The 15,758-nt window shown below is 70.3% G+C and carries 11 protein-coding genes; 9 read left to right on the forward strand and 2 right to left on the reverse strand.

Going from position 1 to position 15,758, the window contains the following annotated elements; genetic code table 11:
• The first annotated feature begins 139 nt into the window (after positions 1-139).
• The 8 genes from ABYF38_RS07090 to ABYF38_RS07125 all read left to right on the forward strand — a co-directional run bounded on the left by ABYF38_RS07090 (position 140) and on the right by ABYF38_RS07125 (position 13,423).
• Positions 140-3,241 (forward strand): cell wall-binding repeat-containing protein, encoded by a 3,102-nt coding sequence (locus ABYF38_RS07090; RefSeq protein WP_371151688.1) that lies wholly within the window; start codon positions 140-142, stop codon positions 3,239-3,241.
• 104 nt (positions 3,242-3,345) lie between these two features.
• On the forward strand, positions 3,346-5,607 hold the full coding sequence (locus tag ABYF38_RS07095) for an acyltransferase family protein (protein WP_371151689.1): 2,262 nt from the start codon (positions 3,346-3,348) through the stop codon (positions 5,605-5,607).
• 51 nt (positions 5,608-5,658) lie between these two features.
• Positions 5,659-7,539, forward strand: a complete 1,881-nt coding sequence (locus tag ABYF38_RS07100; protein ID WP_371151690.1) for a glycosyltransferase — start codon at positions 5,659-5,661, stop codon at positions 7,537-7,539.
• On the forward strand, positions 7,540-9,453 hold the full coding sequence (locus ABYF38_RS07105) for a DUF6541 family protein (RefSeq protein ID WP_371151691.1): 1,914 nt from the start codon (positions 7,540-7,542) through the stop codon (positions 9,451-9,453).
• Positions 9,454-9,697: 244 nt separating this feature from the next.
• Entirely contained in the window at positions 9,698-10,861 is a 1,164-nt protein-coding gene (gene glf / locus ABYF38_RS07110; protein WP_371151692.1) for a UDP-galactopyranose mutase, read from the forward strand.
• Positions 10,858-11,733 carry an ABC transporter permease gene (locus ABYF38_RS07115; RefSeq protein ID WP_371151693.1) on the forward strand — a complete coding sequence of 292 codons (876 nt, stop codon included), beginning with the start codon at positions 10,858-10,860 and terminating at the stop codon, positions 11,731-11,733. Before glf ends, ABYF38_RS07115 begins: the two co-directional genes overlap by 4 nt.
• A gap of 3 nt (positions 11,734-11,736) precedes the next feature.
• Positions 11,737-12,459, forward strand: a complete 723-nt coding sequence (locus ABYF38_RS07120) for an ABC transporter ATP-binding protein (protein ID WP_371151694.1) — start codon at positions 11,737-11,739, stop codon at positions 12,457-12,459.
• A 25-nt stretch (positions 12,460-12,484) separates the two neighbouring features.
• On the forward strand, positions 12,485-13,423 hold the full coding sequence (locus tag ABYF38_RS07125) for a glycosyltransferase family 2 protein (protein ID WP_371151695.1): 939 nt from the start codon (positions 12,485-12,487) through the stop codon (positions 13,421-13,423).
• Positions 13,424-13,509: 86 nt separating this feature from the next.
• On the opposite strand, the gene ABYF38_RS07130 is transcribed toward ABYF38_RS07125, so the two are convergent.
• Both ABYF38_RS07130 and ABYF38_RS07135 read right to left on the reverse strand, forming a co-directional pair.
• Positions 13,510-14,403, reverse strand: a complete 894-nt coding sequence (locus ABYF38_RS07130) for a glycosyltransferase family 2 protein (protein ID WP_371151696.1) — start codon at positions 14,401-14,403, stop codon at positions 13,510-13,512.
• A 103-nt stretch (positions 14,404-14,506) separates the two neighbouring features.
• The gene (locus tag ABYF38_RS07135) at positions 14,507-15,187 is read right to left on the reverse strand and encodes a TIGR03089 family protein (RefSeq protein ID WP_371151697.1); all 681 of its coding nucleotides are present in this window, start codon (positions 15,185-15,187) and stop codon (positions 14,507-14,509) included.
• Between the two features lie 267 nt (positions 15,188-15,454).
• Between ABYF38_RS07135 and ABYF38_RS07140 the strand changes: the two genes are divergently transcribed.
• A complete protein-coding gene (locus ABYF38_RS07140; RefSeq protein ID WP_371151698.1) occupies positions 15,455-15,754 on the forward strand; it encodes a WhiB family transcriptional regulator in 300 nt (99 codons plus the stop codon).
• The last annotated feature ends 4 nt before the right edge of the window (positions 15,755-15,758 follow it).

Raw genomic sequence — 15,758 nt, forward strand, 5'->3', positions numbered from 1 at the left:
AGGGGCAGCGGTTTGCCGGGCATCATCCCGTGGTCTGACAGGGGCGCCAAGAAAGTCGTACACGCCCTGGGGCGTTTCTTATTTGAAATCACTCTCACGTTTTAGGGAGGCGGCTAGCCGCTTCGGTAGCTTTTTACGCATGCGAGTTATCCCTTCTGCTTTCCTTGCGCTCTGTCTGGCGCTGGGGACTGCCTCTCTGGCCACGGCGGCAGAGCTGCCCCAGCCCAACCCGGCCCAGCCCCACCTTGGGCAGGGCGTCGCTGCGAGCGGCGCGGCCTACAGCGGCGGCCTGGCCGCCGGCGCCGCCGGCGCCACCGACGGGGCAGCGCCCGGTGGCGGCGCCACCGACAACGGCGGCGACAGTGGCAGCGGCGGCCAGGGCACGGAGCCGGGTACGGGGCCGGGCACGAGCCCTTCGCAGTCGGCCTCGCAGTCGGCCGCCCCCGCCCAGGGGGAGGGGACCGGGCAGGAGGGCCAGTTGCCCGCGCCCACGGTTTCGGCCACCCCCGGCGGTACTGGCGATGCGAGCGCGACCCCGAGCCAGGCGGCCTCCGCCGGCAGCTCCGCCTCTGGGGCCCCCGGCAGCTCCGCCTCGGCTTCGGCTTCCGCTGCTACCTCCGCTTCCGCCTCGGCGTCCGCCGCCCCCAGCGCGGCCTCGGCCACCCCGAGCGCCCCGGCTGGCCGGGCCCCTGCGGCCCTGGCCGGTGCCGGCCAGGGCGGGGTGCGTCGCTTCGCGGGCTCCGATGGCCCGGCCACTCGGGCGGCCCTGCTGCGCGAGCTGTTCCCCAGCGGTGCGGACACGGTGATCCTGGCGGCGAAGTCCGACGAGGGTGCGCTGGCGGAGGCCGCCGCCCTGGCCGGGCAGCTCAAGGCCGCCTTCCTGCCCGTGGGTGCCGCGCTCTCGGCCTCCGAGGCCGCCGAGCTGAAGGCCCTGGCGCCGCTGTCGGTCCTGACGGTGGGCGCCTCTGCGCAGGTGGCCGCTGGGGTCAAGGAGGCCACGGGCCTGACCCCCACCGCCCTGGGCCTGGCCGACTACCTGGCGCTGCTCCCGAACGCGAAGGAGATCGTGGCCGCGAGCGGCGCGGTCGATGCCGCCTCCGGTGCCGCCCTGGCCGCCCGCCAGGGGGCGATTTTGCTGTCCCGTCCCCTGGAGGCCGGCGCGGCTGCCGCCCTGGCCCAGCGCGGGGTGGAGCGCGTGACGGTCGTGGGCGGCCACTCCACGCAGAGCGCCGCGCTGCGCGCTGCCCTGCCGCAGGCCGCCTTCACGCACCTGACGGGCAGCGACCGCGTGGAGACGGCCGTGAAGGTGGCGCGCGCTGGCAAGTCCACTTCGGGCGCAGCCGTGGTGGTGCCCGCGCTGCCCGCAGCGGAGATGCTCGACGCCGCCTACCTGGCCGCCCTCACCGGCGCCCCGCTGGTGCACACCTCTTCCAGCTGCCTGCCCACGGCGAGCGCGGCCTTCCTGCGCGAGTCGAACGTGGGAACCCGCCTCCTGTACGGCCGCGTTGACCAGGCCGGCACGGCGGCGGCCACCCTGCCCTGCGGCGTGATGCACGACGTCGCCGCCGGCCGCTACAAGGGCGACGACGCCACCGGCACCTCCATCGCCCTGTCCAAGGCCGCCTACGGCAGCGGCGTGCACACCGTGGTCCTGGTGGGCCGCAACGGTGTGCCGGACGGCCCGGCCGCCGCCCCGCTGGCCACCCGCCTGGGCGGTCCGGTGCTGGTGACCGGGTCCAAGGCGATGAGCGCCGCCCTGCTGGCGGAGCTGCGCCGACTGGCCCCGAGCCGCATCCTGGTGCTGGGCTCCGCCAACTCCGTCTCGGAGCACGTGCTGGGTCAGGCCCGCCAGGTCGCCCCCACGCAGCGCGTCGCCGGCGCCAACCGGCAGGGCACCGCGGACGCGGTGGCGGCCCTATTCGGGCGGGCCCAGACCGCCTACGTGGTGGGCGGCAACGCAATGCCGGACTCGATCCCGGCCTCGGTGGCCGCCGCCCGCGTGGACGCGCCCGTGCTGCTGGCCGGCGGCAACGAGGGCGCCCTGGTGGAGCGCCTGCGCAAGCTGGGGGTGCGCAACGTGGTGGTCGTGGGCGGTACCTCTCACGTCTCGGCCGCGCTGGCCAGTCGCATCGCCCGCGAGACCGGCGCGCAGGTGAGCCGGCAGTCCGGTGCCGACCGCTTCGCCACCGCCCGCAACGTCGCCGCCAACATCCACGGGGCCACCCGCTACACCTTCGTGGGGCACAACGCTCAGATCGACGCGCTGGCGGTCTCCCCGATCGCGGCCCAGCTGGCCATGCCGGTCCTGTATGCCGGCCACCACTGCCAGACCCGCGACCACCTGGACTTCGTTAAGAGTCGCGGCTACAAGGGGCGCATCCTGCTGGGCGGCGGCAAGTCCCTGTCCACCGAGCAGGCCTACTACGTCTGCGGCTCCCTGCAGGGCGTGCCGCAAAACGTCTCCACCTGCGAGCCCAACCTGGCCGGTTTCCGTTCCACCCTGCCCGCCGCCATCCGCCCGTGGTGCCCGCCGGCGGGTCTGCTGGCCCCCACCACCAGGGTCACTCCCATAAGCGGCGGCCAGGTGCTCTACCCGGGTTGGAACGGCACCAAGGTGAGCCTGGCGCAAAAGGCGCTGGGGCTGGGCTCGCGCTGGGAGACCATGGACGCCACCACCATCTCTGCGGTGCGTTCCTTCCAGGCCCGTCGGGGGCTGCCGGTGACCGGCAACGTGGACCAGCGCACCTGGAACGCGCTCGGCACCGGCTACCCGTTCACGATCGACGCCTGGCAGACCCAGCCGCGCCTGGGGGCCCGCGCCACCCGCTCCGAGCGGATTGAGACGATGATCGCCTTCGCCATGGAGCAGCGCGGCTCCGAGTACACCTGGGGTGGGGCCGGTCCCTACCAGCTCGGCTACGACTGCTCCGGCCTGGTGCTCCAGGCGCTCTACGCGGCCGGCCTGGACCCGCAGCCCATCAACGTGATGGCGCACCAGTGGCCGGAGTACCGCACCTCGCGCGAGCTGGGCGGCCACCCGCGCATGCAGCGCCTGCCGTTCAGCCAGCGCCAGCGCGGCGACCTGATCTTCTACCACAACGGCCGGGGCGTGATCGACCACGTCACGATCTACCTGGGCGATGGCAAGATGATCGAGGCCGGCGGGATCGCGCTGGACACGCACGTGACCTCGCTGCGGTGGACCAACTACTACCCGACCGTGGTGCGTCCCTTCCCCTAGGCAGGTGACAGCCGTACTGCCGGTGCCCCGCCGCTCTGTAGAGTGGCGGGGCACCGCGCCCTAGGATTCGCCTGTAGCGCCGCCCCTGTCTGTGAAGGAAACCCGTGTCCGATTCGTCGCTCCCTCAACCCGGCGCCCCCGCGCAGCCGCAGCTTTTGGCCGCCGAGCGGGCCGGTGGGGCCAACGGTGCCGGTGGTGGAGATAGCGCCGCTGGAGTGAGCGGTGCCGGGGCAGGGCGCGCCGGTGGGGTAGAGAGCGACGCGGGTGCCCGTGCGCGGGTGCCCGCCAGGCGCTCGCGGCGTCGGCAGCCCTCCGCCATGCGCGGCGACATCCAGGCGCTGCGGGCACTGGCCGTGCTGTTCGTCATCGCGGTGCACCTGTGGCCCACGCGCCTGCCGGGCGGTTTCGTGGGCGTGGACGTGTTCTTCGTCATCTCGGGCTTCCTCATCACCAGTCACCTGGGCAAGGAGCTCTTCTCCACCGGCAGGGTGCGCTTTGGCCTGTTTTACGCGCGGCGTATGAAGCGCCTGCTGCCGGCGGCCTTCTTGGTCATCGTCACCTCGATGGTCGCCGTGGTGGCTATCTCCCCGTGGGACGCGTGGGAGCGCAACATGCGCGAGCTGATGGCCTCCGTGGCCTACGTGCAAAACCTCTACCTGACCGCCGAGGCGGTCAACTATCACGCCCAGGCGCACGGCGCGACGGTGGCGCAGCACTACTGGTCCCTGTCCGTGGAGGAGCAGTTCTACGCGCTGTGGCCGCTGCTGCTGGCCGGCCTGACCTGGGCGTTCTTGGGCAGGAGGGGCAGGGCCGACGTTGCCGCCCAGGCCGCAACGCTGCGGAGGCGCTTGGGCGTGGCGATCGCCCTGTTTACGGCCGCGTTCTTTGCGTTCAACCTGTGGTTCACGCACGTGGACGTAAACCGCGCCTATTTCTTCACCCCGGTGCGTTTCTGGGAGTTCGGCATCGGCGCCCTGGTGGCATTCACCGTCCACCTGGCCGGGCGCGTCGCCCTGCCCGCGCGCCTGGCGCTGGCCGTGGCCGGCTGGGCCGGCCTGGTGGCCGCCGGGGTGCTCATCTCCCCGCAGGATCCCTTCCCGGGCTGGCGGGCCCTGGTGCCCACGGCGGCCACGGGCCTGGTGATCTTCGCGGGTGGGGCCGGCGACCTGCCGGGTCTGCGGCGCCTGACCGACCTGCGCCCGGTGCGGTGGGTGGGAGACGTCTCGTACTCCCTCTACCTGTGGCATTGGCCGTTCATCGTGCTGCTGCCCCACGCCACCGGCCACCACCTCACGCGCACCGACAAGCTGGGGATCCTGGCGGCCACGTTCGTGCTGGCCGGGCTGACCTACCACCTGGTGGAGAACCCGGGCCGGCGCCTTGGCACGACCACGGGCTGGACCATCGTGGCCACCCTGACCGCGATGGCGATGCTGCTGAGCTCCGGCTGGTTGGCCATCGGCCACGCCCGCACCGCCATGGCGGCGCAGGCGCAGCGGCAGGCCGAGCTGCTCACCCAGGACTGCGCCGGCCCCAACGCCCTGCTGGTCCCCGCCTGCGCCGAGCACCGCGACGACCCGCTCTTTTCCGACTCCCTGGGGGCGGAGGCGGACTACTTCACCGCCCCGCCGGCCTGCGTCACCCTGAGCGAGGAGAGCGGCTCCATGCCGGCGGTGGTGGAGTGCGACCACTCGGGCGGCGACCCGGACGCCCCGCTGGTCTACCTGCTGGGGGACTCCCACGCCGAGCAGTGGCGCTGGTCGATCGACCTGATCGCCCAGCGCCGGGGCTGGAAGCTGCGCTCCATCCTGAAGGGCGGCTTCCCCTTCGGGGCCATCCCGGCCGGGCCCGACGGGCAGCTGGCGGACGACTGGGCCGGCAACATCCAGCGCAGCGTGGAGGAGCACCTGCTGGCCGAGCGGCCCGACCGGGTGATCCAGACCGCCTACGCCCTGGGCCACCCGGTGGACGACGGCACGGGGCGCAGCGAGCAGGAGATGTACGCCGACGGCCTGGCCCGCTTCTGGCGCGAGCTGACCGCGCGGGGCATCGCCGTGGACGTGATTGCTGACATCCCGCTCAACCAGGCCGTGCGCCCGGTGGAGTGCGTCAGCGCCAACGCGGACCAGCCGGGCAAGTGCGCCCGGCCGCGCGCGGCCGCAATTCCCTCCGCGCCCCTGAACTTCGCGGTGGAGCGCTTCAACGACCCGGGCGTGCGGCTGGTGGACCTGACCGGGGCGTTTTGCGACGCGGAGAACTGCTACGCCGCAGTGGGCGGGGTGCAGATCTACTTCGACCACGACCACATGCAGCGCCAGTACTCGATCCTGCTCTCCGAGGAGCTGGAGGCGGCTCTGGAGCGCTGAGCGGGCGCGCGCAGCGAGCCGGCCGGGGGCTTGGGTGGCACAATGGCGCTCATGGCAGCACAGACTCGGGGCGGCGAGGACATCCGCGTCTACGCGGTCGTGGTGGCTTACAACCGCCGCGACCTGCTTTCGCAGACCCTGGCGGGGCTAGAGGCGCAGACCCGGCCGGTGGACGGCCTGGTGGTGGTAGACAACGCCTCCACCGACGACTCGGCGCAGGTCGCCGCCGCCAGTCCCGCCGTCTCCGAGGTGCTCAGCCTGCCGCGCAACACCGGTGGGGCGGGCGGATTCACCGCAGGTATCGCGCGCGCCATGACCCTGCTGGGCTGGGGGGAGGGGCCCGTGCCGGCCGGCGCCACCGACTTCGTGTGGTTGATGGACGACGACACCATCCCCACCCCGACCGCGCTGGAGGAATTGCTGGCCGCGCGCCGCGCCTACGGCGGCAACCCGGCCCTGCTGGCCTCTAAGGCGGTGTGGACCGACGGCACCGAGCACCCCATGAACAAGCCCCGCTCGCGGCCCTTCCTGCGTCGCGAGCTGCACCAGCAGGCCGCCGCCCTGGGGCTGCGGCACGTGCGCACCGCCTCCTTCGTCTCCATCCTGTTGGACGCCCGCGCGATCGGCGCGGTGGGGCTGCCGCGCGCCGGCTACTTCCTGTGGAACGACGACTTCGAGTACACCGCCTCCCTGCTGCGCGGCCGCGTGGGCCTCTACGTGCCGGCCTCGGTGGTGGTGCACGCCACCAAGGTGCTGGGTGACTCCAGCGCCGACCCGGGCGACCGCTTCGAGTGGGAGGTGCGCAACAAACTGTGGGCGCTGCGCTCCCCGCGCACCTTCAACTGCCTGGAGCGCGCCGCCTACTCCGGCTCCACGGTGCTGCGCTGGGGCCGCACCCTGCGCGCCTCCGCGGACCGGCCCCGGCTGTGGGCCGCCGGCAAGCGCGGCCTGCGCGACGGCGTCTTCCCCGCCCCGACCAACACGGCCGTCTTCGCCGGCACGCCGGTGGAGCAGGAGGTGGCCAGCTGGGAGGGGCAGGACGCCCAGGTGGCCAGCCTCGAGCGCTTCGAGGCCGCACCCACCGGGCCGGGGGAGCGCACCGGCGCCCACCTGCCGGGCGTGAGCGTGCTCCTGTCCTGCTGGCGCGGCGACGACCCGGCCCACCTGCGTGCCGCCGTCGCCTCCATCACCACCGGCCAGAGCCACCGGCCCGACGAGCTGGTGATCGTGGTGGACGGCCCGGTGCCGGGCGCCCTGAACGAGGCGGCCAGTCAGGCGGCGCGGGAGAGCGGGGTGGCCGCCGTGATCGTGCGGCTCGAGCGCAACGTCGGCCTTGCCCGCGCCCTGAACGCCGGCATGCGTTTTTGCAGCCACGACGTGATCGCCCGCCAGGATGCCGACGACGTCTCGCTGGCCGCCCGGCTGGCCACGCAGCTGCCCCTCGTGGCGGCCGGCAACGACCTGGTGGGGAGCGCAATCCGCGAGTTCAACACGGACCCGGCCGAGGACGGCTTTGTGCGCAGCCTGCCCACTCAGCACGAGCAGATCGCCGCGCTGATGGCCTCCCGCAGCCCCTTCAACCACCCCTCGGTGGTGTTCACCAAGCAGGCGGTGGAAAGCGCCGGCGGCTACCTCCACCTGGACCTGATGGAGGACTACTGGCTCTTCGCCCGCATGCTCGCCGCGGGCGCCCGCTGCGCCAACAGCGACCAGGTGCTGGTGGCCTACCGGATCGGCGCCGGCGCCTACGGCAGGCGCGGCGGCTTCAGGCTGCTCAAGAGCGAACTGCGCATCCAGTGGCGCCTGCGCCAGCTGGGTGTGACTACCCTGGCGCAGGCCGCCCGCAACGTGCTGCTGCGGGGCGTCTACCGAATGATCCCGACGAGCGTGAGGGAACCTATCTACCGCGCCGTCGTTAGGAGGAAACCCTAAGTGAGCTGGTACAGCGCCTTTCCGGAGGCAGTGCTACTGGTAGTGGCCGCCTTCCTCCCCGGACTGGCCCTAGGCTATGCCGCCCGCCTGCGCGGACTGTTCTTATGGGCGACCGCCCCCGTCTTCAGCGTGGCGCTGGCGGGCGGCGGCGCGCTCGTCTCCCAGTACCTGGGCATCCCGTGGGGCTGGGGCGCCTACCTGGGCGTGAGCGTGCTCTGCGCGGGACTGGCCTGGGCGGTGGTTAGGCTGCTGGAGCGCCTGGGCGGCCCGGTGGAGCCCTGGCAGGCCCCCCTGGCCCCCACCGCGGTCGGTGCCGCGATCGCTGCGCCCTTCCTGGCCTGGGCCCTCAAGGCCGGCATGGTCATCCCCAACGCGCCCGCGCAGACCTACGACGCCGTCTTCCACCTCTCCGGGCTGCGCTACATCCTCGAGACCGGCAAGGGCTCCTCCCTGGCCTTCTCTGCGGTAGCAAACACCCAGGGGGGTGCCACCTTCTACCCGGCCGGCTGGCACGACCTGGTTGTGATGGGCGCCTACAAGAACCCCGTGGTGGCCGCCAACGTCATGTCCTTCGTGCTGGTCTGCCTGGTCCTCCCGCTCGGAGTGGGGGCGCTGGCCACCGTGCTCGCCCCCAAGCTGCGCTGGGCCGGCCTGTTCGGCGCGCTGCTGGCGGCGGTCCCGGCCGCATTCCCCGTCCGCCTGCTCACCTGGGGCACCCTGTGGCCCTACACCCTCGGCATCACCCTGCTACCCGCCTCCCTGGCCCTGGCCGTCGTCCTGCTCACGGGCCTGCGCGTTCGCCGATGGGGCGCGCTGGTAACCGCGCTGCTCCTCATCGGACTGACCGTCTTCAGCGGCGGGATCGCCCACCCGAGCGCGGGAATCACCCTGCTCATGGTGTTGCTTCCCCTACTGGTGGTGCGGATCTACTCCACCTGGAACGCGGGGCAGAAGGGCGCCGCCGCCATCTTCGGGGCGCTCCTGGTGGCCGATCTGGTGTTCCTGCGCTTCGTGCTGACCACGGCAGGAGACGCGCTACGAAAGTTCGAGCGCGAACCCACCGTCGGCCTGAAGAAAGCCCTGGTCAAGCTGGTCAGCGACGGCTTCGACTCGCCCTACGACCTGCCCTACCAGTTCTGGCCCGGCATCGTCCTACTGCTGGCCGGCACCGCTGCCCTCCTGCTCGGCAAGCAGCACCGCTGGTTCATCGCCTCCGCCGCAGCGGTCGGCTACCTGTGGGTCCTCTCCGTTGCGATCCACCTGCCCGGCTACTGGCTGCTGGGCGCCTGGTACTTCGAGCCGCAGCGCCTGGCAGGCACCGCCGCCCTGTTCTCCACCGTCTTCTGGGCGCTCGGGGCCGCCTACATCACCGACCACATCAGGGCCAAGCGGGAAAGCTACGCCGCCGCCCTGGTGGCCGCGGCCCTCGTGCTCTCCACCGGCGGGCTCAACGCCCTGATCCACCGCAACGAGCTGCGCCAGACCTACGTCATGGACGACGACCCCGAGGAACTGGTGGACACCGCCGAGCTCGCCCTGATCGAGCGCTCCAAGGAATACCTGGACCCCAACGGGCGCGTGCTGGGCTCGCCCTTCCATGGCACCAGCTTCTTCTACGTCCTCAACGGCCAACCCGTCACCCACACCGCCATCGGCGGCATGTGGAACGTCGACACCGACCGGCTGGCCGCCTACCTGGGCCAGGAGGGCTACACCGAGGCCGTCTGCGAGCGCCTGCGCAACCAGGGCGTGAAGTACATGTACGTCGACACCGAGATCTTCTGGCCCGAGCACTGGTGGCACCCCTACTTCTACGGCATCGACCCGACCAGCAAGCTGCGCCGCGACGGCGGGCTCAAGCTACTGGACAACACCTCCACCGCCGCCCTCTACGAGCTCACCGGGTGCCGATGAGCACTCCAGGCACCAGGGCCGCGCCAGCTGGGCCGATTAGCGCGCCACGCCCCGACCGCCGGCGCGAGGAGCGGCCGGGGGCCTCTGGGCGGCGGGCGCGGCAACGTCGGACACCACCACAGTCCGGGCGGTGCCCTTTTGCGCTGGGCGATAAAGGCGCCCCGGCTCGCACCTCACCCCACGGTAGGACCGGCCAAATAGGCCAGGTCGCATAGACTGCCCCACAAAGGAAGGGAAGCAAGAAGTGAACTACGACCTCCTTGTGGTCGGCTCAGGCCTGTTCGGCCTGACCGTTGCCCAGCAAGCTGCCTCCAGGTTCGGACTGCGCGTCGCCGTGATCGAACGGCGCCCGCACGTGGGCGGAAACGCCTACTCGGAGATCGAGCCCAACACGGGCATCGAGGTGCACCGCTACGGCGCGCACCTGTTCCACACCTCCAACGAGCGGGTCTGGGACTACGTGCAGCAGTTCACGTCCTTCACCCCCTACGTCCACAAGGTCTGGACCACGGTGGGCGGCGTGGTCTACCCCATGCCCGTCAACCTGGGCACCATCAACCAGTTCTTCTCCACCGCACTGTCCCCGACCGAGGCCAGGGCACTGATCGCCGAGCAGGCGGCCGAGGTCGCGGCCAGCGAGGTCACCGACTTCGAGTCCAAGGGCATCTCCCTGGTGGGGCGCCCTCTCTTCGAGGCCTTCTTCAAGAACTACACCGCCAAGCAGTGGCAGACCGACCCGCGCGAACTGCCCGCCTCCATCGTCTCCCGCCTGCCGGTGCGCTACAACTACGACAACCGCTACTTCAACGACACCTACGAGGGCCTGCCCACGCACGGCTACACGAAGTGGCTGGAAAACATGGTGGACCACGACCGCATCGACGTGTTCCTGGACACCGACTTCTTTGGCGACGGCCCCCTCAGCAAGGCCGCAGCCGTAGGCAACATCCCCGTGGTCTACACCGGCCCGGTCGACCGCTACTTCGACTACGCCGCCGGCGACCTGTCCTGGCGCACCGTGGACTTCGAGGAAGAAATCCACGAGGTCGGAGACTTCCAGGGCTGCCCCGTGATGAACTACGGCGACCTGGACGTGCCCTACACCCGCATCATCGAGTTCCGCCATTTCCACCCCGAGCGCGACTACCAGCAGGAGCGCACCGTCATCTTCCGCGAATTCTCCAGGTTCGCCGGCCACGACGACGAGCCCTACTACCCGATCAACACCGCAGAGGACCGCGCCCGCCTGCTCACCTACCGCGAGCTGCAAAAGGGCCAGCCCGAGGTCTTCTTCGGGGGCCGCCTGGGCACCTACAAGTACCTGGACATGCACATGGCCATCGCCTCCGCGCTGACCATGGTGGACAACGAGCTCGCCCCCCTGTTTGCCGCAAAGGGCACGAAGTGAGCGCGGAGCAGCAGGCGTACAAGACGCCCGGCATCTCCAGCGGCCTGTTCGAGGTATTCAAGAACCCCTTCCTCACCGGGCTGATCGTGCACAAGGAGCTGCGCGCCCGCTACCGGGGCTCCCTGTTCGGGATGCTGTGGAGCTACGCCAAGCCACTGACCCAGTTCACGGTCTTCTACTTCGCCATCGGCGTGTTCATGCGGATGAACAAGGCCATCCCGGACTACGTGATCTACATGTTCTCCGGCGTCATCCTCATCAACTACTTCAGCGAGGTGCTGGGCAACGCCACCCGCGCCGTGGTCGGCAACGGCGCACTGGTGAAGAAGATCTACCTACCCAGGGAGCTGTTCCCAGTCTCGGCGCTGTGGGTGGCCCTAGTGCACTTCGTGCCCCAACTGGTGGTGCTCGTGGCCGGCGCCCTCCTGTTCGGGTGGGCCCCCAGCCTCACCCAGATCGCCGCCATCCTGGTCGGATTCCTCATCGTCTCCTGCTTCGCGCTGGGGCTGGGCCTGTTCGCCGGTGCCCTCAACGTCTTCTACCGCGACGCGGAGAACTTCGTGGACCTGGCCCTCATGCTGGTCACCTGGATCTCCCCGGTCCTCTACACCTGGCAGATGGTCTACGAGGTAGCCAGCTCCAAGGGCATGGAGTGGATCTGGTACCTCTACCAGCTCAACCCGATCAGCGTGGCCGTGGAGCTGTTCCACTACGGCTTTTGGCAGTCCGCCACCACCCCGCCAGAGATCTCCGCCCTCCCACCCAGCATGTTCAACCACACCGCCATCGCCGCCCTGGTCTCCCTGCTGACCCTGGTGGTCGGGGAGCTCTACTTCCGCCGCGCGGACGCCCGCTTTGCTCAGGAGCTGTGAAACATGTCTGTGATCGTGGTTGAGGACGTCGTCAAGGACTTCAAACTCCACAACAACTCCACCCTGAAGGACCGCCTGGTGCGCATGATCACCCGCCGCACCGGTGACACCACCAACCAGTTCCGGGCCCTGGACGGGGTCTCCTTCACCGTCGAGGCCGGCGACTCCATCGGCCTGATCGGCTACAACGGCTCCGGCAAGTCCACCATGCTCAAGCTGATCTCCGGCGTCATGCGCCCCGACCAGGGCAAGGTGCGCTACAAGGGCCGCATGGCCGGCCTGATCGAGGTGGGGGCGGGCTTCCACCCGGACCTGACCGGCCGGGAGAACGTGTTCCTCAACGGCGCCATCCTGGGCATGACCAAGGCGCAGATCGAGGCCGCCTTCGACGACATCGTGGCCTTCTCAGAGATCGAGAAGTTCATCGACACCGAGGTGCGCTTCTACTCCTCCGGCATGTTCCTGCGCCTGGCCTTCGCCGTGGCGGTCCACACCGACCCGGACATCTTCCTGGTAGACGAGATCCTGGCGGTGGGTGACGAGCCCTTCCAGCGCAAGTGCCTGGACCGCATCCACGAACTGCAGGACCAAAACAAGTCCCTGGTGATCGTCAGCCACGACCTGGACCTGATCAAGTCCCTGTGCAATAGGGGCATCCTGCTAGAGCAGGGAAAGGTTAAGGTGGACGGAACGTCCGCCGAGGCCGTAGACGCCCTGCGGGCCTGACCCAGCCAGAAAGAGGAGGACGCAAGTGCGAGTTGCTGCCGTGGTGGTGACCTACAACCGGCGCGAGCTGCTGCAGAAGACCCTGCGCGCGCTGGACGCCCAGACCACGCCCCCAGAGAAGATCATCGTGATCGACAACGCGTCGACCGACGACACCTGGCAGACCCTGCAGGGCTGGGAGAGCAAGACCCCGCTGGAGGCCTTCCGCCTGGCCAAGAACACCGGTGGCGCCGGCGGCTTCTACGCAGGCATGGAGATCGCCTACGAGCAGGGCTTCGAGGGCTTTTGGATCATGGACGACGACACCGTGCCGCGCCCGCCCGCCCTGGAGAAGCTGGTGGAGAGCTGGCAGGACGCCGCCGCCCACCAGCACCCGGCCCCCACGTTCGCCGCCTCCATGGTGCTGTGGACCGACGGCGAGGCCTGCCGCATGAACTACCCCACCGCCAAGTGGGGGTGGATGGCCCCGCTGGCGCACGGCAAGAAGTGGATGAACCTGGACTGCACCTCCTTCGTGTCCTGCCTGGTCACCCGCGAGGCCGTGGAGGTGTGCGGCCTGCCCTACCCCGAGTACTTCATCTGGTTCGACGACGCCGAGTACACCTACCGCCTGTCCAAGTGGAGCAGCGGCATCTTTGTGCCCGACTCCGTGGTGGACCACCTCATGCCCTCCAACGACCCCGTGTTCTGGGGCATGGTCACCGAGTCCAACTTCTGGAAGTTCTCCAAGGGCGCGCGCAACCAGGTCTCCGCCGGCATCTCCCTGCGCCGGGGCGACATCCTGGCCAACATCTTCCAGAGCATGATCAGCCAGATGGCCACCTCCAAGGCCCCCATCAAGCTGCGCCTGCGCCTGATCTGGGCCATGCTCAGCGGCCTGTGGTTCCGCCCCAAGGTGCGCTACCCGCGCTCGATCGGCCACAAGGTCTACGATCGCGGCAACCTGCGCCGCCTGGGGGAGTAGCCGCCCCGGGGTAGGCAAAGCGCGCGAGACAAAGCGCGAGGGGGAGCAACCTGGATTCGGTTGCTCCCCCTCGCGCTGTGCCCGGGTCAGGCGTTGCCGCGCTTGAAGATGGCGGCCAGCACGCGGCGCACCTTCCAGTTCGCCCACGAGAACAGGGTCTGGGAGGAGTGACGCATGTCCGCGAACACGGCGGCCTGCCACAGCAGGGCACCCACGCCGTTGCGGGCGGCGTACTCGCGCAGGTACTCGTCGCGCACCTTCAGGTCGAAGTACTTGTGCTCCTCCTTGCCCGCGAACACGGAGTTGCCGAGCACGCCCTTCTGGCTGCGGCGCTGGTGCCAGAACGCCAGCGGCTTGCCGTCGATGAAGTCCACCTCGTAGCCCACCGCCAGGCGCAGGTGGAACTCCCAGTCGCCCACCACCGGCAGGTCGTCGCGGAAGCCGCCCAGCTTCTCCACCACGGCGCGCGGGTACATGCAGGAGATCGGGACCGCGATGTTCTCCTTCATCAGCAGGGAGAGGGAGAACTGCTTGACCTCCGGCCACGCCTTCAGGCGGCCCAGCTCGGTGACGGTGTTGTCGTGGATCCGCTCCAGCACCACCTCTGTACGCACGGCCACGCCGCCCAGGTGAGGCTTCTCCTCCAGACGGTTGACGCAGGTCTCCAGGAAGGTGGGGGCCCAGGTGTCGTCGTCGTCGTGGATGCAGATGTACTTGCCGGTGGAGGACTCGATCGCCTGGTTGGAGGCGTGCTCCATGCCCTGGGAGGTCTCGTTGTGGATGACACGCGCCCGCCCGGCCAGCTTCTCCTCGTGGCGCGCCAGCAGGGCGTCAACCTCGGCGGGGTCGCCGCCGTCGTTGACGATCACCAGCTCGAAGTTCTTCCAGGTCTGCGCCGCGCAGTCCCGCACCGCCCGGTCCAGGAGAATGACGCGGTCCTTGGTGCGCATAACGATCGTGACAAGAGGCGTGGAAGCCATGCGAGCTCCTGTACTAGGGGAGAGTTTTCTTTCGATACTAGCCGCTGCGGGTCCGGGGCGCGCCGGTTATCCTCCACCGAGCGGCCCGCGCCCGCCGGCCCGTTCAGCGCGGCGCCGCCGCGAGTTGGGCGCGTTCGGCCTGGCACAGGCGCGCCACCTCGGCCTGCGGCAGCCCGGCCTCCACCAGTACGACGCTGCCGCCCGCCAGGACGATTTCGCAGGCGCGCCTCAGCCAGCCGCCCTCGGTGGGCAGCAGGAAACGCCCGCCTGCGGCCACCCCGCCGCCCTCCGCTAGGGGCGCGCCTTCCAGCGTGCCGGGCGGGCCGAGCGGGGGCAGGGAGTCCGGCCTGCCCATCAGGTCGGCGCCGGCATCGATCCAACCGGGCGGAACGTCGTGCGCGTAGAGCGCCAGCGCGGGCATCGGCTGGACTAGGCACAGGTCGGCGAGCGGGGCGGCCAGTGCGGCGTCGCTGACCAGCACGGCAGGCTCCTGCGGCAGGGCTGCGACGGCGTCGGCCAGGCCGGAGGGGGAGGCGGCGGAGGGGCAGCGCACCTGCGCCCCGGCGGCCACGGCCCCCAGCGCCCACACGACCGTCCGCCAGGAGGGCGGCAGGCAGAGCGCCACCGTGGCGTGATCCCCGCCGGTCTCCTCCAGCACCAGGTCGGCCACCTTGGCCACCCAGCGGGCGACCACGGGCGCGTTGAGTTCCACGCGCTCACCGCGCGTGTAGTCCGTCAGGACCGGGCCTTGGGAGCGGGCAAGTGCCCGCAGACTGCTTTCCACGCCCCCAGGGTAGGCCAGCGGGCGCACCGCTCGGCGCGGCGATTGCGCGCGGTCGCGGCGGGGGAGAGCCGAGCTGACGGCGCGGTCCGGCAAAGCGGCGCACAATACCGCAAGAATCAATTGTTGTATCGCAGCGGCGTGTCGGTTGCAATTGCAACGAAAAACGCCCGCTTGGCGCGCCCGGTGGGCCCGAATTCGCCTTGACGGCACCCAAATTGCACCGGTGTAATTAGCTGCAGTGAGTTGGCTAAGCACTTGGAGGGCACCATGTGGAACATTTTCGGCGATGGCCCCATCGAGCCCTCTGCCAACCTGCTCGCCGAACTGCTTGGCCGGGATGAGTCCAAGCACGCCTGGCGCGACCTGGCCCTGTGCGCCCAGACCGACCCGGACGCCTTCTACCCGGAAAAGGGCGGCTCCACCCTGCCCGCCAAGGCCGTGTGCGCCAACTGCGAGGTGCGTCAGCAGTGCCTGGAATTCGCGCTCGAGAACGATGAGCGCTTCGGCATCTGGGGTGGCATGAGCGACCGCGAGCGGCGCCGCTACAAGCAGAGCCGCAGGCGGTAACCGG

Source organism: Buchananella sp. 14KM1171 (assembly GCF_041380365.1).
Classification (GTDB): Bacteria; Actinomycetota; Actinomycetes; order Actinomycetales; family Actinomycetaceae; genus Buchananella; species Buchananella felis.

Coding starts and splice junctions, on each gene's coding strand:
- ABYF38_RS07130 (WP_371151696.1), bottom strand. CDS start 14,403: ATGGCTTCCACGCCTCTTGTCACGATCGTTATGCGCACCAAGGACCGC.
- ABYF38_RS07120 (WP_371151694.1), top strand. CDS start 11,737: ATGTCTGTGATCGTGGTTGAGGACGTCGTCAAGGACTTCAAACTCCAC.
- ABYF38_RS07100 (WP_371151690.1), top strand. CDS start 5,659: ATGGCAGCACAGACTCGGGGCGGCGAGGACATCCGCGTCTACGCGGTC.
- ABYF38_RS07140 (WP_371151698.1), top strand. CDS start 15,455: ATGTGGAACATTTTCGGCGATGGCCCCATCGAGCCCTCTGCCAACCTG.
- ABYF38_RS07090 (WP_371151688.1), top strand. CDS start 140: ATGCGAGTTATCCCTTCTGCTTTCCTTGCGCTCTGTCTGGCGCTGGGG.